This window comes from Oleiphilus sp. HI0043 (assembly GCF_001634935.1).
In genome coordinates this window covers 1-21,564 of sequence record NZ_LWEY01000882.1, presented here as the reverse complement: position 1 = coordinate 21,564, position 21,564 = coordinate 1, and the positions used below count along the sequence as shown (strand labels likewise).

Below are 21,564 nucleotides of genomic sequence, written 5' to 3'. Positions count from 1 at the left end.
AAGCTCTTGAATAAGAGCGGGGAAACACAAACCAGATCAAGAGAATTATGACCTGGTTTTTTCAAGTAAAGCGAACTAACTTTTTTTAGATTTCTGAGCGTCTTTATAAGCAAAATAGCCAAAGCCACCTAGAAACACAACAGTACCCGCAACAACCAATAAACCCGCAATGATGGTCTCATCTATATACATAATAAAATCTCCTCTAGTTAATAAAGAAAATTTATCATGCTCTAGTGATTCAGCACATGACACACATCAATCGCTTGGCAACTATCCCTCAGCTAAGCCAAAGTTCCCCGAACTAAGCAGCAGCTTTTGTCTGTTGGGTTTTATTTCTTTGAGCAATGATAAACAAAGGCTTAGAAAGACAAGCCAGTTTGCAACCATATGCGACGAGTATCTTCGCCCAAGGCATCTGCATTATAGTCAGCATATTTAGCTGTAAAACTAAGCTCATGAAACTTGAGCTTTACCTCAGCTTGCAGCTCTGTGCCGATTGATGATTCAGCGCCAGGAGCCTTATCAAATTCATAGTCATGATGAGCTAGCCCGATAGAAAAATCATCTGAGCAGCGGTATGAAACACCAAATACTGTATCGATAATTCCACCTGTAACATTCCCCAAGGCTTGATCCACAGCTTGGCCGGTATAACCCTGGTATTCATGCATACTAGCTAAAGGAGTGACAAAGCTAGCACTGCCATCGGCACCAAGTCTTTCACGGGCGATTGTAAAGCCTCCACCCTGATAGCCCGCGACAAGCTGCATTCGACTATAGCTGGCTCTGTAATTAATAGGGTTCTGGCCCTTGTCACCCTGAGTAGCAAACTCAAACAAGTAGGAAATTGAGAAATCTTCCCCTTCGCGGTTTCCTGATGAGTCTGCGATGCCATTGTTGCCGCCAACCATACCCGAAAAATAGATACCAGAGGTTTGCGTTTCCCAGCGTCTGTCGCGCTTATGATCAGAAATAGTTAAGTGGTAAAGCGATAAGTCATTTAACAAGAAGCCATTGTAACTCAGATTAAACAATCGCGCTTTCAAGTCGGCATCAGTATCTTGCGAGTACTTCGCGTAAGGCTGCTCGACCCGATCAAAGTTTACATAGGTAAACTTTGTATAGTTCAGGCTTTGGTTTGTGACACTCAAGCCCGTAAATACTTGTTCGTTTTGATACCAACTATCGCTACCAATCATACGCCCAGCATCAAGCTCAAAAGCCTGTCGACCAAAAGTGAACGATGTATTGGCAATGTCATAATTAAGCCAAACTTCACTTACTCGAGTTTCATCCGGTTCCCCGATTAAAACATCATCGAGCTGCCCGTTTGTACTCGAATTGTAATTTTCATCATTTGGAATCGCCGCTAGATCATCAAACTGGATAAACCCCGAAAAAAGCATATAACGCTGCGTCTGATAGCTTAGGCGCGAGCGGAGTGTCAGCGCTTGAGCACCTTGCTCAGAGGGTTCTGATTGGCGTGCATCTTCGTAGCGAAGGCGAAAGTCTAACTCTGCAGTACCTTCAGAGAGTGCATCTGCTATCGAGCTAGCATCGGCTAATTTCTGGTCATCTACATATTCGTAGGCATATAAAGAAGAGGAAAATGTAGCAGTGCAAATAAGAAAAGCGCGAGCTAGCGAATGACAGTACTTACCTAACACTTTTTGCGAAGACATATAAAGCTCTCTTATTGTTATCAATATAATTGCTAAAACGAATTTAACAGCTTTTTAGTATTATTGTCACGCCTATCCAGCAGCCTTATATTTAAGAAATTGAGCATCATATAAAAAGCCCCCAATATTGGAGGCTTAATTGATATAAATAACCGAATTACATTGGTTTTAAATAACCGTTTTCTTCGAGTTCCAGAAGAATTAAGTGCTGAAGAATCTTATCTTTTGTTGAATCTGGATGGTCTAAGCTCAGACGCTCAAGAAAAGGACGCGCTTCGTCTGCATCAACTTTATGAACAAAGGAACGAATAACCGCTTTGATCATTTGTCGTGGGTGCGCCATTAAGGCCTTCAAATCCTTCAAGCTCTTACCGAGTGCAATTTCCTCATCGGTAAAATCAGAGCCAAGCGGAAACGGTGGGAATAAACCTTTCTCACGAGCAGACTTAAGAATCCCAGCTAACTTCTCAGGATAGTTTTCTTTGTATTCTGCTGGTAATGTAAAGCTCTCGCGAACCTTACCTTTCGACTTCATATCTTCTAGTAATTCTTGCTGGAAGCGAGAATCAGCAACCTTAATCAACTCAATCGCGATTTGCTCGTCGGTCTTGCCGCGTAAATCGGCAATACCGTATTCCGTCACAATGATGTCTCTAAGGTGCCTTGGAATCGTGATATGGCCATAGTGTGGTGTAATGTTTGACTGCAGGTCTTTACCACTACCGCGTGTACTTCTAACGCACAATATTGATCTCGCATCAGGCAATGAATGAGCCATCGATACGAAGTTATATTGGCCACCTACACCACTCACAACCGTGCCATTTTCTAGGCCATCTGATACAACCGCACCACTCAGCGTCACCATCATGCCGGTGTTTATAAAGCGAGCGTGCTTACGCTGCGCAGATAGGAGCGGATGATTGTAGTCAAGCTGGTTGATATGACCGACACTCGACATACAGATCTTTTCATTTTCCTCTCGACTCATGTCGCGCAAAGCTTGATAAAAGTCTTGAGGCCCTAGATAGAAGCCACCATGCATATAGATACCACCCTTGAGGTTATCACCCAGGCATAGTTCACACACGGAGGCAAAGTTGGCTTGCTCTAACAAGTTAATCGAAAGTGTCGTTTCGCCTATTTTAAGACCATCCTCAGCCCACTGTACGGCATCAGAAAAAATGCCCCAGCGCTGTAGATAAATAAAGTCAGAATGAGTCAGCTGATGAGAAATAATCGACTCATTTAACAAGCACTCAAGTGTAGATGGTGAAACTGTTTCACCAATTTTCCCCTCATTAATCAAGCGCTGTAAATCAAGATCATCATAGACCTTACGCTTTACAATTCCGCTCTTGATTAGGTGCATGAAGCCGTTAACAAACATTTCACTGGAACCATACAAGCCTTTATCGAAGGCATCCACGCCACCATATTCGGAGATAAGTTTTTTATCGATATTCAGAGAGTCGACGACATGTTTATAGACGTCGTTATCGGTCTGGCGCAATTTGCATGCATAAACGATGGCATCACCTAATGAACCGATACCAATCTGCAATGTACCGCCATCTTTAATTAGAGTACTGGCATATAAGCCTGCCATATAGTCAGGGTTAGGAACCGACATATTTGGTGGCGCAAACAAACGAGTCTGATAGGCAGGACTATGAACCTGGAAGTCAAAATAATCATTCTCGACCATTGCACGGTTATACATAAACGGTAAATCGTCATGAACCTGAGCAATAGTGACGATCTTTTTCCCCTTCGCCCTCTCTTCTTCAATCAGAGGCATAATATCCAGGGTAACATCGGTATTACAGCTTAAGCTCAACTGTGGTCGGCCATCTATTTCTTTTTTAGCGACAATTTGTGCCAGCACATTGACGCCATTAATCATTAAGTCGCGCGATACAAAGGTATAGTTACTCGATACATAGTTTCGCTGCGCACTGGCAACGCTCTTCATAGCACCCGCTTTAAAGTAAAACTCCGAGACTTCGACATTCGGCGGCAAGGTGTTAGTCCTGACTGCCTTGGCATACTCTAACTCTTCGTAATCACCAAATAAGCGCTCGACAAATGGCACTAGAAACTTGGCTTCCATTTCACTTTTTGGTCTTGGCTTTTCTAGCGATAAAGCTGTAATGATCCGCAGATTAATACTCGGATCCTGCTGCGCCTTTCTGTAAAAAGCATTCGCCAACTGATTTGGTTTTCCCAAACCTAGAGGTAAACCCAAAACAATATTTTTACCAACCGTCTCTATCGTCCGCTCGACACAGCGTTCAACTTCACTAAATAATTCCATGAGTTCTCCAAACCGTTCTTGTTTTTTATATCCAGTACGAATTCGTCTACAGTAACAACACTTGAGCGCGCTAATCATGACATAAGTCAAACACTCACAAAAAATTATCAAGGGCTCCGACAAAAGCTCTGCCTTACGCTTCAAAAGCAATTGACGCTAATCATTTATTCTCTTGGCGAGAGTGGTTATGATGACGCCACATTAACATAAGGACCACACAATGATTTCTACCTTTAGTGAGCTTCTCACAGCCGCCCAAGAGCAAGACCAACCTCAACGCTTACTTTTTTTATTCGCCAAAGCCGAAGGTGAAGCAGGCAAAAAAAAAGGTGAACAGGAAGGCTCATTATCGCCTGTAATGTGCGTGGACAAGCTACCAGAAGAAATTGAGTCATTTGCTGCCTTGTCAGAAGAAGCAGACTCTATTTCAGATGAGTGGGACTTCATGTTTGTTGCTGGTTTGGCAGGACAAGACGGCGAAGCGCCGAGCCCTGATGATGCAGAACCTTACTTAAACCAAATGGCCAACAACCTGGATTCGGGGCAGGACTTGTCTCAATACGTGATATTTGACCGTAAAGAAAACCCGGTACTCATTCAGCCAGCTTAGTGCTTTCGTCACCAACAGAGCCACTCGCTAAAGCCAAAGCGCTCTAGCGAGTACTTCGACCTTTAGCTCCCCACACACCAATTAGCGTACCCTAATTCTAAGATCGCCCTATTGCTTGTCTCATAATAAGAAACTGTTCATGTTATTTATGATGACAGATAAGAAGCGGCCCGATAAGATAGATAAATCAAACAAAAACAAACTCATATAGAAGCCTGTATTCATGGATGTGATCACTCGACTAAACGTTTTCGTTGTAAGCATACTTTTTACCCTTGCTGTTCAGGCAAGCGAACCTTATAGCCCGCCAGGTAAGGAAAAAGTAGATCTTGTTCCTATCTTCATGTGTGTCTGGGACCCAATAGGTAAAGCGGGGCCGGTCGGACAAATTATGAAAGAAGCGACCATTCAAGCTTATAAGTGGGGCGTTGACCTTACTTTCGAAGTCTTCAGCGACGAACGCATAGCGATTGATGAGTTCAAACTTGGACGTTGCGATGCGGTGAATATGCTTGGCTTCAGAGCGCGTGAGTTTAACTCTTTTACTGGCAGTTTAGGCGCAATTGGCGCAATCCCAAGTTACAAGCATCTTGGCATTATTATCAAAAGCCTAAGCTCTCCTAAGGCGGCTCACCTAATGCGCATAGGAGAATTTGAAGTGCTCGGCATTGGCCCTGCTGGTGCAATATTTATGTTTACGCGCGACCGTAGCATTTTGCTTCCCAAAGACTTTGCTGGCAAACGCATGGCCGTTCTCGATGATGTTCCCGAATCTGAATACCTGTCACAAAAGCACGGTATTACACCCGTTAATTCAACCATTTTTAACTCAATCCTCAAGTTTAACAACGGTACGGTTGACCTGACTGCAGCGCCGGCAATTGTTTACGAGCCCTTCGAAATGCATAAAGGCTTAGAACCTGACGGTGGCATCTATAAAGACCCTTTCCTGTATATCACCATGCAGGTTATCGCACGTTGGGAAAAGTTCCCCGAAGGCTTTATTCAGAAGGCTCGGCTAAAAGCGGTTGAGGAATACTCAAAGTTTGTTAAGTTCCTTACGGACCCAGAAGCAACTATCCCCGAACACTATTGGATAGATATCCCCGAACATCTATACGATTACTGGGTGGAAGATTTTAGAGAGAGCCGTTTGGAGTTAGGTCGTCGCGGTATCTACGACCAAAAGACGCTTAAACTAATGAGGAAGGTCCGCTGCAAACTCGACCCTCAAGCGGCTGAATGCTCAGCAAGCAACCGCGAATAGAGAGCTAAGTATTTGACGCTAATCCCCTACATTCGCTATCGCTGTATGGGGGTCTTGGTGGATGATTATATCGGATTGCGGAAAAAACTCTTTTATCTTGTCATGTACCTCGTCAGCGAGGTCATGTGCAGCGAGTAATGTCATATTCCCATCCATTACAAGATGGAACTGAATGAATTTCGTCTGACCAGACTGACGTGTTCTTAGATCATGAATCTCTATGACGTTTTCATGTTCACAAGCCAAGCTTTCTATCTGATTAATTTCCTCATCAGGGAGTTCCCGGTCAAGCAACAACTGAATGGCTTCATAGCCGATTTCTATTGCACATTTTAGAATGTACAAGCCTATTAGTAAGGCAATAATAGGGTCTGAATACAACCAGCCCATATAATAAAGGGCCAAGCCTAACAAAATTCCAGCATTAGTTACTAAGTCTGCTGAATAGTGAAGAGAATCAGCCTTGACAGCAATCGAATTGGTTTTTCTAACGACATAACGCTGGTAAGCAACCAATACCAAAGTTAATGCCATCGAGAAGAGCATCACCCATGTGCCAATTTCAGGTGACTCGATCAGTTCAGGGTTAAAAATCCGCTCCACTGTATACATCAATAGAAATATCGCCGAGCTGCCAATAAATATTGCTTGCCCTAAGCCCGCTAGTGATTCAGCCTTACCATGCCCAAAACGATGCTCCTCATCCGCGGGCTCCAAGGCATAACGCACCGCAAACATATTGATTAGCGAAGCAGCCAAATCCAGTAACGAGTCTACTAGTGCGGCTAGCACCCCCATTGAACCCGTTACAATCCAAGCATATATTTTTAATATTAGTAAGGTAAATGCAACAGCGACAGAAGCCCTGGTTGCCCAAATAATAAGTTGTTCCGATTTTGCCCGCATAGTAATGTTCACTAAGATCTCTTAACAAAAGAATAGAGCTCCTATTTTACGGGCATCTATACTAAATAAAACCATTAATTAGCATCATCTAATTAAATATAAATTTTGAACTGTATCATTAACTTAAGCTTTTCGACGCCCTATCAGATGGAACCCGATATGCCTGAAACAAAACTTCCCAGTGAATTATTCCTCAGCCAGCAGGTAAGAGATATCGATAGTTCGGCTATCAACAGGCATGGAATCAAGGGCTTTTCGCTCATGAACAAAGCAGCGAAATTTAGCTTCAATATACTATTAGAACGATTCCCCAACTGCCAGAAAGTCACAGTATTATGCGGCAGTGGAAATAATGCCGGAGATGGCTATATTGTCGCTGCGCTAGCCAAAGCTTATGGAATTGCATGTAATGTCTACTTTCTTTCGCCTCCAGATAAACTTGTCGGTGATGCGCAAAGTGCATACCAGATGTGCTTAGCAGAAAACGTAAGCTGCGACCACTACTCAGACAAAAGTCTAGCATCAGAGACCGACAATCACATTATCGTCGACGCTCTATTAGGTACCGGTCTTAACTCCCCTGTCAGAGGCCTGTATGCTGACGCTATTGAAGCAGCAAATAAATCTACTGCCCCGATATTAGCGATTGATATTCCATCGGGCTTAAATGCCAATACGGGCAGTATAATGGGCACCGCAATCGAAGCCGACTGCACTGCGAGTTTTATTGCCCTAAAACTGGGCTTATTTACCGCTGAAGGTCAACACTATACTGGCGAACTATATTACGACGACCTGGAGGTGCCAGCCAAAATTATTAATGAGCAGACGCCTATCGCTCATTGCTTGTCACTGCAGAAATTACTAGATCAAGTTTCTGTCCGGCCCCGCCATTTTCACAAAGGTAATTGTGGGCACACCCTCATTGTCGGCGGAGACCGGGGCTATGGTGGCGCGGTACTCATGGCTGCTGAAGCAGCACTTCGCTGCGGCTCAGGCCTGACGAGCGTTATCACCCATCAAGACCACTGCTCTGCATTGCTATCACGCACACCAGAGGTCATGGTCACCTCTACTGAAAATACTCAACAAGTTGAGCAATTGCTGGACGCGGCAACGGTAATTGTAATCGGTCCGGGCCTTGGTAGATCTGCATGGTCAGAAAAGTTACTGCAAAGGGTTATTAAGCTCGATAAGCCGCTGGTGCTAGATGCAGACGCCTTGAATATCTTGACTAACAAACAGAATTGGATCAACTCGGTTGATAAGGAAAATCAAGGTAAACGCATATACACTCCCCACCCTGGTGAAGCTGCGCGACTGCTCGGGCATGGTAGCGCTGGCCTAATCCAGCAGGATAGGCTTCATGCAATCACTGAGCTCTCCAATAAGCTTGGTGGACATATTCTATTAAAAGGCAGTGGAAGCTTACTTGCCAGCAAAGGCGAAACAATCAGCATTTGCCCTTATGGCAACCCAGGCATGGCAAGCGGGGGAATGGGAGACGTACTAAGTGGAATAATTGGCAGCTTGGTCGCTCAAGGCTTCGATGAGGGCTTTGCCTTGCGTTTAGCAACCACCCTACACGCTCGTGCAGCAGACATTGCTGCCAAACAATCTGGCGAACGTGGCTTATCTGCATGCGATTTGATACCAGTCGTCAGATCGCTACTCAACAAGCTAAATTACGAGCTATAGGTATGACGAGAAAATCTTATGCCTGAATCTTAGTTTTGTTTTTCTCGACCTTCCTGATTCAGTTTTGACCTAACGTCCATCAAAACCTTGCCGTAAGTATTTTCGGCTCGGCGGTCACGACCACAACCCCAATAATAATCGTATTGGCTATTTTCCAGTATCTTCCTGCTACCGCTATCTAAAAGAAGCTGAGCGACCTGAGGATGGCTACGACAATAAGTATAAACCGCTCGCGTCATAACCGTTCGTTTGACTTGAGCCCAGTCTTTTCGAACTTTATGAAAGCGAGATCTACCCATGCGCCTCGCCTGTTTGGCGGTTGACGATTTCCGGATCTTTTCAAAGTAGGAAGGAGAAGTTTCCTGAAACTTCATCGCCTGATAGTAATGCTCGATACTCGGCCACAATAAACCCTCGAGTAAAAAAGAAGCCAGCTTATGAGTACCAAGCGCTTCGTCTTCATTGCTACGTGATAGAAATAATGCATCTTCGTCTAAATCAGGAAATAACAAATTTTTTACTCTTGGACTGTTGAAAAAGCCATCATACCCGATACGTCTTGATCAAAACAGTGGTGAGCGTACACTCGAAGTTACCGAGCGTACTCACCACTTAAGGCGTTCAATGACTCTGTCTAATCTTTAACACGAATAACAATAAACGAAGGACTTCCTTGACGAACGATCAATGCCGGAACAGCTCTATCTGAAGGAAGACTCTCTACCACCTTTTGAAATTCTTTTACCGACGTGAATTTCTGGTTATTGAGTCGAGTGATGATATCACCCTGTTTAATCCCTGCTTCACGTGCTGCACCCGACTCTACCTGGATAACATGAACACCGCCATCCAAATTCAAATCATCCAAGGTCTCATGATCAAGTTCTCGCACTTTAATGCCAATACGGTTCGTCTTCTCTACCTGAGGTTTATTTTGTAAAGCGCTCGCACTTTCGTCAGTCGGAAGCTCACCAATCTCGACACTCACTGATTTCTCATCTCCATCACGAACAACTTTTAGTTTGGCCTTGTCACCAACCTTTGTTCGCCCTACCAGCTGCGGTAGTTCAGATGAGAAATCAATCTCTTCTCCTTCATACTCGATAATTACATCACCAGTTTGAATACCTGCTTGGTCTGCAGGCGAGTCCTCAACCACCTGAGCAACTAAAGCACCGTAAGGACGATCCAAACCAAAGGAGTCAGCAAGATCTTTGTTAACTTCCTGGATCAAGACCCCTAACCAACCACGCGCGACATAACCTTGGCCTTTGAGCTGAGCTACGACCTCCATTGCGACATCAATTGGAATCGCAAAAGAAACGCCCATAAAGCCACCTGAACGAGTATAAATTTGAGAATTAATACCAACAACTTCACCATCCATATTGAATAGTGGGCCGCCAGAATTACCTGGATTAATCGCTACGTCAGTCTGAATAAAAGGTACATAATTTTCGTTAGGGAGGCTACGCCCCTTGGCACTAACAATTCCGGCAGTAACGGTGTAATCAAAACCAAAAGGAGACCCTATAGCAAAGACCCACTCACCAACCTTAAGCGGCTTTGACTTACCCAACTTAACTGCTGGCAAATCATCTGCTTCAACTTTCAAAACGGCCAGGTCTGAACGTTTGTCAGCGCCAATGAGTTCAGCTTTTAATTCACGTCGATCACTAAAACGAACATAAATTTCATCAGCACCATCGACGACGTGGTTATTAGTTAGAATAATGCCATCTTCACTTGCGATAAAGCCTGAGCCCATCGACTGCATACGCTTCTTGCCGTTAGGCTTTCCTGATTTTGGTGGGCCGCCAAAGAAATGCCGGAAGAACTCCGGGATTTGCTCCATATCACCCTGAAACTGGAACTGGGAAGGTCGCTCGGCATGGCTAACCGTACTAATATTAACGACCGATTCCGCATGCTCTTCAACTAACTCGGTAAAATCCGGCAGATCTGCAGCATGGCTAGAGAGACTCAATACACTGATTGCAGCCATCAAGAATAGCAAGGAGCTGAGTTTATTTATGTACTTCATGAAGAATCCTCAAGAGAGTATGTAGTTAGAACGTACCCTCATTTTTGAGGCCGAAGGGCTAGTTTTCAACTTAAAAATACGTAACGGGGGAGCAAGGTTAAAGAGGAAAAATACTAGTCTATAGCCCGGTCTACGGCTACAATATGTGGCTGAAAGTCTGGATCACTTTTATGCTCGCTAGCAAAACGTCTAGCCAAATAAAGCCCTAATCCAAAGCCACAAATGGACGCCAGCAAGGTCGCGGCATCATTTAAGGCTAAATAACTTTCCGCAAGCACAGCACAAAGAATCATTAAAACCAAGGGAAGCACATACATCACGAGGGAGGCCTGCAGGAAAGTTTTCTCTGGAACTGCGAGGGTTACATAATCCCCTACTTGTACATCAAACTCGTTATCAAGCTCAAACTCAATACATTTTCGTTGGCTACTATCATTGACTAGCTTTTGGCCACAGCCCGCTTTCATCTGGCAACTCTCACAGGCACTTTTTCTATCGATACGAACCGATATACGCCCATTAGTTGTTGAGTCATCAGCAATGACTATAGCTTGTTCTTTAATCATTAAACTAACCTTACATGATCGGTTTGACTGATTTCGCAACCTTCATTGCAGTCATAGCAGGAACTTCGCCAACAACCGTCACATGATAGTCATGACCATCAACACTGTGATCAGTTGAATAGGCAGTTGTTGCACCCACCTGTGTCGCACCTTCAGGCATAGTTCCCTTATCAACCGACTCGATAAATATACTGAAGGTTGCCAGGCCATCACTATAGACCATTACATGCTCACCTTCTTTTGCCTCTCCATTTATCTTTTCATAGCCATTAGGCAAAAATTCAACTTGCCACATCAGGGAACGCGACCAGGACATACCTTTGTCTGCCGTTTTGATCATTTCATGCTTAATCGCTTTCCCTGCCCCCATTACATCGAAAACGGTCGAGTCAATATTATTTGGGTACTCTACATGTGTGTATTGGAAACGCTCCAAGGCTTTATGCTCTTGGTCAATTAACTCAGACTTTAGGAGCAGGCCTTTCTCTTCATCTATCCATAGCTTATAGCTATAACGTTCATCGTCATTGGCAGATATTTCCACCACAACACATGAACGCTCTATCATTCTCTCTTTCCCCTTAAGAACTAAAGAGTAATGACTCTTACCAGGCATAAAACCAACAAACTTATTAGTAAAGTTATTGGAAAGAGGACTGTTTTCTACCTCTACAACTCTGTTATTCGGAAAGACGCACATTACCCGCTCACCATCACGGACAATTTCGCCCATCTCGCCATCGAGTTGCTTTAAGCGCTCTTTCTCAAGACCCTTCTCGTACTGGTGAATAACACTCATGGTACTCGACATAGCACCTCTCGAGAACATAAAGCGTCCACGATAGTTCTGCTCTACAGAGGCTTGTTGCATAAACATCAACCAATCAATTGCTTCCCAGGCGCTGCGCTCCTTTGGAAACTGATAAGTCCATTCCTCCTTGGCGCCTTGAGCATAGAGCGGCGCACCGACAAGACAAAAAAGTAGCAACAACCCACGCAGAAGAACTTTAGTATTAAGCTTATTCAAATCAATTAACATGATGATATTTTCACTTCCAAGCTCAGCTTATATTCCAACAGAATTGACACTTGCAACCCTAGCCAAAGGCATAAAACCAGACTGAGTACCACGTATCGAGTGTTCAGCATGCCTCAGTAAATACTGACTAAAATGACGCGCCTGCTCTTCAGTCATCTCAACAACAACCTTAGGCTCTTGCGCAGAAACTTTAAGCAGCGCACCTTCAGCAGAAATATTCGCAGCAGTGCTTTGTATTTCATCATTCAGTTCAGTCGTACCTTGAAAAGCAAAAATAAAGGCAAAAGCGACACTGGCCGCTAAGGCAAGCCAAGCACGACTTCCGCCTCTTTTGCTCGACGATTCAGAGCTATCATCAAGAAGCGGAACAACTTTTTGATCCTCACGGCGATCAGCAAGATTCTGAGGGACAGTACCTTCTACGCTATCCATCTCGGTACTCATATCGAGTGAAGGTTCAGCTGCATTGTCCCGGATTGCCGCAGCCACCCCGGCACTAATATCAATATTGAAGTGGCTTTCACTATCTCGTTTCAGCACCTGACGCGCCTCATGATAGCGCCCCCACAGTAGCTGCACCTCTTGTTCATCGGAGTGACCGAGTATTCGCTGAAGTTCCAGCTCATTTGACTCATCATCCATCAACGCTGATATAGACTCTCTTAATCTCTCGTCCATTAATCACCTCTCATGGCTTTGATCTCATTATCAATCGCTTCTCTAGCCCTAAATATACGCGACCTAACAGTTCCAACCGGGCATTCCATCACCGCCGCAATTTCGTCATAACTTAAATTATCAAACTCCCTTAGCGTCAAAGCGATGCGCAAATCTTCAGGCAGCTTTTTAATCGTATTCTTGATCACAGCTTCCAACTGGTCTTTACTCAACAACTGTTCAGGTGATGCGGTATCTTTTAAAGCACTGGCATTTGGGTTTAACTCCGCACCCTCAAGCTCACAATCACTTGACGGGGGTCTCCGACCTTTGGATTGAAGGTAGTTTTTAGCGCAGTTTATAGCAATACGATAAACCCAGGTATAAAAGGCACTATCCCCTCTAAACCTGTCTATTGCTCGGTAGGCCTTTATAAAGGCTTCTTGGGTTACATCAGCGACTTCATGGTAATCACTAACATAGCGAGACACGACTGCTGCAACCTTGTTTTGGTACTTTATGACCAGTAAATCAAAGGCTGCTTTATCGCCCCGCTGCACACGGACCACTAACTTCTGATCTATACTCGTGTCAGCGTCAGTTTTTTCAGGCAGTGTGGTATGAGTCATATTTTTAGTTTTTTGTTGAAATATCACTACATTATCGCTCAGAGCCTCGAAAATTAAAACGCCTTCTCGCTGTTTTAACACTTCTTTACCCTGCTCTACATGACTCAAACATTGTTTAAAATTATTGACTGTCACACCTATGTCCCACTTTGTCATTCTATGCGCTTCGATCTTTAAGCGCTAATCGCTATCTCTATAGAATTGAGACATTTCATTTACAAATAAGTTCAATATCTAAATAATAGCGGCCGTTAACTTATTGAATGAGTACCGATAATGTCTTCTTCCTATACCTATGATGTTCTAATAATTGGCAGCGGCGCCGCTGGACTAAGTGCTGCTCTCGGTTTGAATAAAGACTTATCTGTTGCAGTGATATCAAAGGCAGGTCTATCTAGCGGCTCGACACCTTGGGCGCAAGGCGGAATTGCAGCGGTGCTCAGCGAGAAAGATGATATCGAGTCTCATATCAGAGACACACTTAATGCAGGTGCTGGTTTATGTCACGAAGACGCAGTCAGGCAGACTGTAGAAAACGGCAGACAGAGTGTCTCCTGGTTAGTTGATCAGGGTGTTGACTTTACCAAGATGGACAACGCTGAAGAAGACACTTATCACCTAACCAAAGAAGGTGGTCACAGTCACCGCCGCGTGATTCACGCGGACGATGCGACTGGCTTGGCAATCTCTACAGCACTTTGTTCGCAGGCAGAGTTAGCAGAAAATATCGATATTTTTGAAAACAGGGTTGCGGTCGACCTTATCACACACAAAAAGCTTTTCTTACCTGGCAATCGCTGCGTCGGGGCTTATGTACTTAACCAGTCCAGCGATCATGTCGAGCTATTCAAAGCACGATTCGTCGTACTGGCAACTGGCGGCGCAAGCAAAGCTTACCTATACACAAGCAACCCTGACGGCGCCAGCGGTGATGGCATTGCCATGGCCTGGCGTAGTGGTTGCCGCGTGGCCAATATGGAGTTCAACCAGTTTCACCCTACCTGCCTTTACCACCCACAAGCTAAGTCCTTTTTGATAACTGAAGCGGTACGTGGCGAAGGTGGAAAGTTGTTACTGCCAAATGGCGAACGATTTATGCATCGTTTTGATAAGCGAGAAGAATTAGCGCCGCGTGACATTGTCGCTCGAGCTATTGACCATGAAATGAAACGTATCGGTGCCGACCATCTTTATCTTGACATTAGCCACGAGCCAGATGATTTTATCAAGTCTCACTTCCCGATGATTTATGAGACTTGCTTGAAGTTTGGTATCGATATCTGCCACCAGGCAATTCCCATCGTCCCTGCTGCACATTATACCTGCGGAGGCATTATGGTGGACCACCGAAGCCGTACTGATGTTAATCAACTCTATGCAGTTGGCGAGGCGTCGTTCACGGGTTTACATGGCGCAAACCGAATGGCCAGCAACTCCCTGACTGAATGTATCGTTTATGGACAGGCAGCAGCCAATGATATCAATAGAAAGTCTGCAGATATTCCCGAGCCACCCGATGCCCCTTTATGGGATGAGTCCCAAGTAACCGATTCTGACGAGGATGTTGTAATTTCGCATAATTGGGATGAGTTAAGGCGCTTTATGTGGGATTACGTCGGCATTGTTCGAACGAATAAGCGGCTTCAGCGAGCAAAGCACCGTGTTGATCTTTTACATCAAGAGATACTTGATTATTACAGTAACTACAGCGTGACGAATGACCTGTTAGAACTAAGAAACCTTGTCACGGTTGCAGACCTGATCATTTGCTCCGCAATCCAGAGAAAAGAAAGCCGAGGCCTTCACTATACACTAGACTACCCGGAGCGACTCCCCAGTGCCAAGGATACGGTTTTAACCCCCACTAATTATTCCACCCGAGACTGGTAAACCGAACTAGAACTTTATATCGGCTTACTTAGTTTAGGAAACCTGCTCATCGTGTTTTGGAGCAAGCCACCGACGAATGGTCTGCTCTAACTTATCTTTTTCCACCGGTTTGCTCAAATAGTCATCCATACCGGCCTCTATACACTTCTCGATATCACCTGACATAGCATTAGCAGTAACAGCAATGATTGCGGGCTGCACAAGCCCTTGAATAGCCCTAATATTACGAGTAGCCTCTAGACCATCCATTCTTGGCATTTGCCAGTCCATCAAAATCAAATCGTAATGAGATTTTTGAACAGCCTCCAGTGCTTCAACACCATCGTTGGCGATATCAGCTTTCAGATTCAAATAGTCAAGCATTATCATCAATACCTGCTGATTAACCTTATTATCTTCGACGACTAATATTTTACTATGAGGCGCAAAGCCCAAGTCTTCACCATGTTGAACATTATCAAGCTTGATGTTATCGCTCTCATGACTTCCATCATGACAGGTAATTTCTGCTAATAATTCATCATACCTTAGTGGTTGAGACAAAAAGCTGATTCTAAAACGCCCTGAGAAAGAAGGATCTTTAATCTCACTGCATTCATCCTTATCAGTCATTAAAACAGTTTTATGGTTTTTAAGGGGGTCAGGCAGCTGGGATTCCATTGACTCGAGTTCATATAGCAAGGTGGAATCAACCGATACTGTTACCAAGGAATCAGGGCTTTCTTTAGCCAACACTGACAACCAGGATGAGACACTAACGAAGGTTTCAAATTCAATCTTTGCTGCTCTAAAATACTGTTCCAGCACACTGTTTTGGAAGTGATCCTTGCCTTCCAGCAATAGAACTTTAGTCGGCAATGCAGTTTTTCTTTGAGCGTCATGTAGTACTACATTTTTGTCTTGCTGGCATTGCAGTTTGAGTTTGAAAATAAACGTTGTGCCAATACCTTCTTCACTTCTAAAGTCTACGCTACCACCCATCAACTCAGCCAAGTGCTTACAAATAGTCAACCCTAAGCCCGTACCGCCATACTTTCCAGTTGTCGAAGAGTCACCTTGAACGAAAGGAGTAAACAGCTTACTTTGCGCAGTTTTTGATAGCCCTATACCGGTATCTCGAACTTCCACAATTAGCTGGGTATTGTTGTCATTCTGGTAAGCCGATTCCAACCACAATTCAACTCGCCCGGAACTGGTAAACTTGACCGCAGTTGCAGCAAGATTCAGAATAACCTGTCGTATTCTATTCGGGTCGCCTTTGACCCAGCGATTGATATCTGGAGATAGATAATAAATAAATTCCAAACGCTTTTCTTGTGCCTGAAAATTGATTAGATCTGCACAGTCATCAACTACCTGACGCAAATCGAAAGGAATGCTTTCTAGATCTAACTGATTCGCCTCGATCTTAGAAAAGTCCATTATATCGTTAATTAAGGACAATAAAGCCTGAGCTGAAGAGTTGATAACATTTACAAACTTATCCTGCTCAGCATCGAGTTTGGTTTTCTTTAACACATCCGACAAACCAATGATGGCATTCATTGGCGTTCGAATATCATGACTCATGGATGCGAGAAAAATATTTTTACTTCTGTTAGCGCTTTCAGCAACTTCTCTGGCGTCATCCAACTGTGAGTTTCGCTGCTTAAGCTCATCTAAGGTTTCACTCAGCTGAGAGGTACGAATATTAAACCAGCTCGCTAACTGGGAAAGTTCGCTACTGCTAGGTATTTTCAGACGCGTTACGTAATCTTCACGGCTAACAAGCTTTCTCACCTGCTGGGTCAGCTTATTAATAGGCTCCATGAAGACCAGGTTGAAGAAGATAATATAAGAGAGAGCACTGAAAACTAACAGTACTAAGAGATTGCTTAATAGGCCGTCAGATATTTCATCTACTACCGCAATACTATACCGGGCAGGCATAGATAGTACGATCTTCCAGCCAATATTGGGAAGGCTCAAGACTCTGATTGATGAAGCCTCTAATAGAATAGGGTCATCTTTCAAGATTAGTGGTTTATTTGTTGAGGCTTCAAACCGCAAACCTAACAAGAAAGCGGCTATCGTAGAGCCTTCTTCAACTTCAACCTGATAAGATTCTTCAGCCAGCACCTCTGCTAAGCGTTTAACTTCAGCACTGAATTTATCATCACCTGCCCCATTACTGAGCGAAGTACTTACCGTTTTAAGGTAACTTTCTATTTGCTGGAAACCGGAGTTAGTTGCTGAAATGTCTGACATAGTCGGATATTCATGTTTGACGAAGCCTTTGAGGTCTAGGAACTGAGCTTGCTTATTAACTTCGACTGGGAATGACAGTAAGCGATTATTTCGATCTAAGGCAAAAGCATAGCCCCCAATTAATTTTGCCTGCTCAGACATAAACTCAGACAAGCCAGTTAACCTTAGATCGATTGTTGCGACACCCTTGAAAACGCCATTCTCGAACATTGGCACCGTACAAGTTACCATCGGTTCTAATGAATAAGGGTCCATATAAGACTTTGACCAGTAAGCACGCCCGTGTTTTAAATAACGGGCAGGAACATACCATTCTTCGTTGTGGTAGCCATTCCCTTTGGGGTCGTTGTAATCGTCGAAATACTCTAAGACACCTTGCTCATTTCTCCCCCAAAAAAAGGACCGACGTTCCACGCCTTCTTTGAACTGATTGGGTTCGGGCCAAACACCACCACCGGCAACAAGCTTTGACATTCCCGCTTGATCAATAACCTTTGGCAATAAATCTTTAAATGTAGCAACATCTTTGGAAAGCGAGACACCGAGTTTTGCTAAAGTCGTGGTCAATGTCTCAGTCGCAACAAGGCGTTGTTGCAGCTTTAAAACAATATTCTGGCCAATCTCTCGATTTAGCTTTTCAGCCTGCTCGGAAATGACCTGCTTGCCTTTTGTCTGAGTCACAAAATAGCTGGCGGCTACAACTGCTGCGATAAACAGAACAAGGCCCAAGCTCATTTTAAAGATCAAACTGCTGAAGACTCTATTTCTGGGACCTACATGTGCACTTCGTTCAGCTCTAGCACAGTCATCCTGGTGCTGAGTATGCTTATTAGTTGAAAGATCTTCTGATAGTTCTTTGGTGATTTGTTCCGTTCTTGGATCTCTTCGCTTCATTGAAGGGCCAACAACTTTCTTACTTTCCTGCTTCATAGCACTCGTTCTTTCGTCCAAGAAATATGGAAAAAGTATAGGCAATAGATTGGTAAAAGAGAAATTCGAAGCTCTATTCCAAAGAAAGAACGCCTGCTTTTACGATAATAATCATGAAACTGGCTCTAAATACTCAATAATATATTGAACACTTACTCGCCCTCGAAACTCGTTTATTCCCGGTTTAAAGACCACTCTAGCCATTTCAGGCAAGTGCTGACTTACCCATGGACTATTAAATTGAATCGCGTCAAACAACTCATGACCACCTTCCATTTTTAATACTAGCTTGAGGTGTTTTTCTTTTAATACTCTGCTCTGTACCAATTCAAAGGTATTTTCAAAACAAGGTTCTGGAAAGCGTTGACCCCAAGGCCCAGCAGCTTCAAGCTCTCTTATTTGCTGAACTGTTGACTCATACTCATTCAATGGGCCATCGGTAAGGATAACCGACTCCATATCCTCTTCCCTCAATAACTCTCTTACGACTTGGTCAAACGCTTCATTAAAATGCGGATAGCTCGCTTCATCAATCGACAAACCCGCCGCCATCGCATGGCCACCAAACTTTTTAATCAGCTCTGGGTGGCGCTTAGATACCAGGTCCAGAGCATCGCGCATATGAAGCCCGGGTATAGAGCGCGCAGATCCTTTTAGCTCCCTATTCTGAATCAGCGGATCATCGCTAGCAGGCGCAAAAGCGATTACGGGCCGATGAAATAGCTCTTTGATACGTGAAGCTAATATCCCAATGACACCTTGGTGCCAATGTGGCTCATATAAGCTCAACCCCCACGACAAGTTCTCAAGAGCCAAGCTTTCCGTAGACTTGTCCAGAATGCTTTGTACCTGGGCTTCAGCATCCTGTTTCATTTCGGCTTCAATGCGCTTGCGCTCGACATTCAGCTGGTCCAGGCGCTGCGCGATAGACATTGCCCTAACCTCGCTATCAGCTAATAGGCATTCGATACCCTGTGACATATCATCAAGGCGACCCGCCGCATTTAGCCGCGGACCAACGATAAACCCCATATCACTCGATTTAACGCCCGACAACTCCTTACCCGCGAGCGACAAAAGCGCTTTGATTCCAGGACGACAATAACCTGCCCGAATACGTTTAAGCCCTTGGGAAACCAGTACGCGATTGTTGTGATCGAGCGCCACCAGATCAGCGACAGTCCCCAAAGCAACCAAATCAAGATATGAAGCCATATTGGGTTCTTTAAGCTGTCTCTGTTCAAACCATTGTCTCTTTTTAAGCAAGGTTCTAAGACTACTTAAAACATAAAATATAACCCCTACCCCTGCGGCATTTTTGCTGGGAAATTCACAACCGAGTTGATTTGGATTCACGATTGCATCAGCTTTAGGTAGGGTATCTCCCGGCAAGTGATGATCAGTAACCAAAACCTTAATACCGAGTGACTTGGCCCGCTCTACGCCTGCTTCACTAGCAATACCATTATCAACAGTAACGATTAGGTCAGGCTTTAATTTTGCAGCATAGTCAACGATTTCTGGCGTCAGGCCATAGCCGAATTCAAAACGGTTGGGCACAATATAAGAGCACTCTTTCGCCCCCATCTCTCGAAGTACAAGAACAGCCAAGGCTGTACTCGTCGCACCATCGCAGTCAAAGTCTCCAAGAATTAAGATATGCTGCTGTGCAACGAGCGCATTATATAAAACTTCAAGCGCCTCGTTCAGGCCTTTTAGAGAAGATGATGATTCCAGGTCAGCAAGTTGATAGCTTAACTCTTTCGCACTGTGCACCCCTCTCGCCTGATAAATCCGGCTTAATAATGGCGAAAACCCGTCCATCACCGGAGCCCCTTCCGAGAGCGTGCGTCTAACTATTTTCATCATTGGAGCCTGTTTGGTAAAAGTAAGAACCGACGAAGTGAATTACATAAGCCACAAAAAAGCCGGAACAGCGTCCGGCTTTTTTAATCACAGATATGCTTAGCCGCGTCTGTGCTTTGCGACAAAGGCATGTACTTTAGCCATGTCATTTGGAAGAACCTCATAACGCTCTTCCCTATCATAAAGGTCTTTCATATGGTGGGGAAGCTCTGGCGCTACATCAAGCCCGGACTTCTCGACAGCTTCAGGAAACTTAACAGGGTGTGCAGTAGCCAAGGTAATCATTGGTATACTGCCATCACGGCGGCACTCGCGTGCGGCACCCACACCAATAGCAGTGTGTGGATCAATCAAGTATTCAGTCTCTTCGTAAACATCCTTAATCAACTGACATGTTTGCTCATCATTCAGAGACCAGCTATCAAAGAGCTTTCTGGCAGCACGCCAGCGATACTCTTCTACGGAACCTTCGTCAGTTTTCCAGGATTCCATCTGCTTCGCCAAAGCCTTTCCGTCGCGTCCATATAAGTCGAACATTAAACGCTCAAAGTTGCTTGAGACCATAATATCCATACTTGGGGAAAGTGTGTGCTCTAAAGGCTGCATTTTATAGTGATTAGCACTGATAAAACGATGCAGAATGTCATTTTTGTTAGTAGCAACAACTAACTGACTAATAGGTAAACCCATATTCCGAGCTAAGTAACCCGCAAAAATATCGCCAAAATTACCAGTTGGAACCGAAAAAGCAACACTCCTATGAGGGCCACCAAGCGCTAAGGATGCACTGAAGTAATAGACAATCTGAGCCATAATTCGCGCCCAGTTTATTGAATTCACAGCAACCAGGCGAGTACCTTCTAAAAAGGACTGGTCAGCAAAGCTGTTTTTAACCATGTGCTGACAGTCATCGAAGTTACCTTCAATAGCAATGTTGAAAACGTTATCACCCAATACCGTCGTCATTTGTTTACGCTGTACATCCGATACTCTGTTATGCGGATGCAAAATAAAGATGTCGACGTTGTCGCAGTGTTTACAGCCTTCTATCGCGGCAGAACCAGTATCGCCAGAAGTCGCACCCATAATAACTACACGCTCATTTCTTTTCTTAAGCACATAATCCAACAAGCGACCTAGTAGCTGTAAGGCAAAGTCTTTAAATGCCAGTGTAGGACCGCGGAATAACTCCATCACCCACTCGTTAGCATCC

Annotated in this window: 17 protein-coding genes; 4 read left to right on the top strand and 13 right to left on the bottom strand. The window is 44.3% G+C overall.

From position 1 onward, the window contains the following. Positions 1 to 75 precede the first annotated feature (75 nt). The 3 genes from ccoM to A3729_RS34550 all read right to left on the bottom strand — a co-directional run bounded on the left by ccoM (position 76) and on the right by A3729_RS34550 (position 2,730). A complete protein-coding gene (ccoM, locus tag A3729_RS34340; protein ID WP_304438928.1) occupies positions 76 to 192 on the bottom strand; it encodes a cytochrome c oxidase subunit CcoM in 117 nt (38 codons plus the stop codon). A gap of 170 nt (positions 193 to 362) precedes the next feature. Beyond that, positions 363 to 1,685: an alginate export family protein gene (locus A3729_RS09950; RefSeq protein WP_068512929.1), complete on the bottom strand. Its 1,323-nt coding sequence runs from the start codon at positions 1,683 to 1,685 to the stop codon at positions 363 to 365. A gap of 157 nt (positions 1,686 to 1,842) precedes the next feature. Next, on the bottom strand, positions 1,843 to 2,730 hold the full coding sequence (locus A3729_RS34550) for an acetyl-CoA hydrolase/transferase C-terminal domain-containing protein (protein ID WP_369820125.1): 888 nt from the start codon (positions 2,728 to 2,730) through the stop codon (positions 1,843 to 1,845). A 1,492-nt stretch (positions 2,731 to 4,222) separates the two neighbouring features. Between A3729_RS34550 and A3729_RS09940 the strand changes: the two genes are divergently transcribed. Both A3729_RS09940 and A3729_RS09935 read left to right on the top strand, forming a co-directional pair. Then, on the top strand, positions 4,223 to 4,612 hold the full coding sequence (locus tag A3729_RS09940) for a ribonucleotide reductase subunit alpha (RefSeq protein ID WP_068512934.1): 390 nt from the start codon (positions 4,223 to 4,225) through the stop codon (positions 4,610 to 4,612). A gap of 223 nt (positions 4,613 to 4,835) precedes the next feature. Next, on the top strand, positions 4,836 to 5,879 hold the full coding sequence (locus tag A3729_RS09935; protein ID WP_068512937.1) for a putative solute-binding protein: 1,044 nt from the start codon (positions 4,836 to 4,838) through the stop codon (positions 5,877 to 5,879). Between the two features lie 18 nt (positions 5,880 to 5,897). Here the strand turns inward: A3729_RS09935 and A3729_RS09930 are convergent, their stop codons facing one another. Beyond that, entirely contained in the window at positions 5,898 to 6,797 is a 900-nt protein-coding gene (locus A3729_RS09930; protein ID WP_231872183.1) for a cation diffusion facilitator family transporter, read from the bottom strand. A gap of 147 nt (positions 6,798 to 6,944) precedes the next feature. Between A3729_RS09930 and A3729_RS09925 the strand changes: the two genes are divergently transcribed. After that, the gene (locus A3729_RS09925) at positions 6,945 to 8,483 is read left to right on the top strand and encodes a bifunctional ADP-dependent NAD(P)H-hydrate dehydratase/NAD(P)H-hydrate epimerase (protein WP_068509107.1); all 1,539 of its coding nucleotides are present in this window, start codon (positions 6,945 to 6,947) and stop codon (positions 8,481 to 8,483) included. Positions 8,484 to 8,512: 29 nt separating this feature from the next. On the opposite strand, the gene A3729_RS09920 is transcribed toward A3729_RS09925, so the two are convergent. The 6 genes from A3729_RS09920 to rpoE all read right to left on the bottom strand — a co-directional run bounded on the left by A3729_RS09920 (position 8,513) and on the right by rpoE (position 13,418). Continuing rightward, positions 8,513 to 8,995, bottom strand: a complete 483-nt coding sequence (locus tag A3729_RS09920) for an NADAR family protein (protein WP_068509096.1) — start codon at positions 8,993 to 8,995, stop codon at positions 8,513 to 8,515. A gap of 122 nt (positions 8,996 to 9,117) precedes the next feature. Further along, positions 9,118 to 10,527 carry a DegQ family serine endoprotease gene (locus tag A3729_RS09915; protein ID WP_068509097.1) on the bottom strand — a complete coding sequence of 470 codons (1,410 nt, stop codon included), beginning with the start codon at positions 10,525 to 10,527 and terminating at the stop codon, positions 9,118 to 9,120. 113 nt (positions 10,528 to 10,640) lie between these two features. Next, positions 10,641 to 11,093: a SoxR reducing system RseC family protein gene (locus tag A3729_RS09910; protein WP_068509098.1), complete on the bottom strand. Its 453-nt coding sequence runs from the start codon at positions 11,091 to 11,093 to the stop codon at positions 10,641 to 10,643. A 10-nt stretch (positions 11,094 to 11,103) separates the two neighbouring features. Then, on the bottom strand, positions 11,104 to 12,132 hold the full coding sequence (locus A3729_RS09905; protein WP_068509100.1) for a MucB/RseB C-terminal domain-containing protein: 1,029 nt from the start codon (positions 12,130 to 12,132) through the stop codon (positions 11,104 to 11,106). 27 nt (positions 12,133 to 12,159) lie between these two features. Further along, entirely contained in the window at positions 12,160 to 12,810 is a 651-nt protein-coding gene (locus A3729_RS09900; RefSeq protein ID WP_068509103.1) for a sigma-E factor negative regulatory protein, read from the bottom strand. Beyond that, positions 12,810 to 13,418, bottom strand: coding sequence for an RNA polymerase sigma factor RpoE (rpoE, locus tag A3729_RS09895; protein WP_068509108.1), 609 nt, complete (start codon positions 13,416 to 13,418; stop codon positions 12,810 to 12,812). The genes A3729_RS09900 and rpoE overlap by 1 nt, the downstream gene beginning before the upstream one ends. Before the next feature lie 276 nt (positions 13,419 to 13,694). On the opposite strand from rpoE, the gene nadB reads away from it, so the two are divergent. Further along, positions 13,695 to 15,308: an L-aspartate oxidase gene (nadB, locus tag A3729_RS09890; RefSeq protein ID WP_068554718.1), complete on the top strand. Its 1,614-nt coding sequence runs from the start codon at positions 13,695 to 13,697 to the stop codon at positions 15,306 to 15,308. A gap of 33 nt (positions 15,309 to 15,341) precedes the next feature. Here the strand turns inward: nadB and A3729_RS09885 are convergent, their stop codons facing one another. The 3 genes from A3729_RS09885 to thrC all read right to left on the bottom strand — a co-directional run. Further along, positions 15,342 to 18,485 carry a response regulator gene (locus A3729_RS09885; RefSeq protein WP_068509899.1) on the bottom strand — a complete coding sequence of 1,048 codons (3,144 nt, stop codon included), beginning with the start codon at positions 18,483 to 18,485 and terminating at the stop codon, positions 15,342 to 15,344. Between the two features lie 111 nt (positions 18,486 to 18,596). Next, entirely contained in the window at positions 18,597 to 20,354 is a 1,758-nt protein-coding gene (recJ, locus tag A3729_RS09880) for a single-stranded-DNA-specific exonuclease RecJ (protein WP_197470248.1), read from the bottom strand. Positions 20,355 to 20,450: 96 nt separating this feature from the next. Then, on the bottom strand, positions 20,451 to 21,564 hold a 1,114-nt coding region (gene thrC / locus A3729_RS09875), incomplete at its 5' end, for a threonine synthase (RefSeq protein ID WP_068633768.1).

Excerpts from the sequence above, each read along its gene's own strand:
- recJ (WP_197470248.1), bottom strand. The coding sequence starts at position 20,354 with ATGATGAAAATAGTTAGACGCACGCTCTCGGAAGGGGCTCCGGTGATG.
- ccoM (WP_304438928.1), bottom strand. The coding sequence starts at position 192 with ATGTATATAGATGAGACCATCATTGCGGGTTTATTGGTTGTTGCGGGT.
- A3729_RS09915 (WP_068509097.1), bottom strand. The coding sequence starts at position 10,527 with ATGAAGTACATAAATAAACTCAGCTCCTTGCTATTCTTGATGGCTGCA.
- A3729_RS09940 (WP_068512934.1), top strand. The coding sequence starts at position 4,223 with ATGATTTCTACCTTTAGTGAGCTTCTCACAGCCGCCCAAGAGCAAGAC.
- A3729_RS09950 (WP_068512929.1), bottom strand. The coding sequence starts at position 1,685 with ATGTCTTCGCAAAAAGTGTTAGGTAAGTACTGTCATTCGCTAGCTCGC.
- A3729_RS09925 (WP_068509107.1), top strand. The coding sequence starts at position 6,945 with ATGCCTGAAACAAAACTTCCCAGTGAATTATTCCTCAGCCAGCAGGTA.
- rpoE (WP_068509108.1), bottom strand. The coding sequence starts at position 13,418 with ATGACTCATACCACACTGCCTGAAAAAACTGACGCTGACACGAGTATA.
- A3729_RS09910 (WP_068509098.1), bottom strand. The coding sequence starts at position 11,093 with ATGATTAAAGAACAAGCTATAGTCATTGCTGATGACTCAACAACTAAT.
- A3729_RS09935 (WP_068512937.1), top strand. The coding sequence starts at position 4,836 with ATGGATGTGATCACTCGACTAAACGTTTTCGTTGTAAGCATACTTTTT.
- A3729_RS09905 (WP_068509100.1), bottom strand. The coding sequence starts at position 12,132 with ATGTTAATTGATTTGAATAAGCTTAATACTAAAGTTCTTCTGCGTGGG.
- A3729_RS09900 (WP_068509103.1), bottom strand. The coding sequence starts at position 12,810 with ATGGACGAGAGATTAAGAGAGTCTATATCAGCGTTGATGGATGATGAG.
- nadB (WP_068554718.1), top strand. The coding sequence starts at position 13,695 with ATGTCTTCTTCCTATACCTATGATGTTCTAATAATTGGCAGCGGCGCC.
- A3729_RS34550 (WP_369820125.1), bottom strand. The coding sequence starts at position 2,730 with ATGCATGGTGGCTTCTATCTAGGGCCTCAAGACTTTTATCAAGCTTTG.
- A3729_RS09885 (WP_068509899.1), bottom strand. The coding sequence starts at position 18,485 with ATGAAGCAGGAAAGTAAGAAAGTTGTTGGCCCTTCAATGAAGCGAAGA.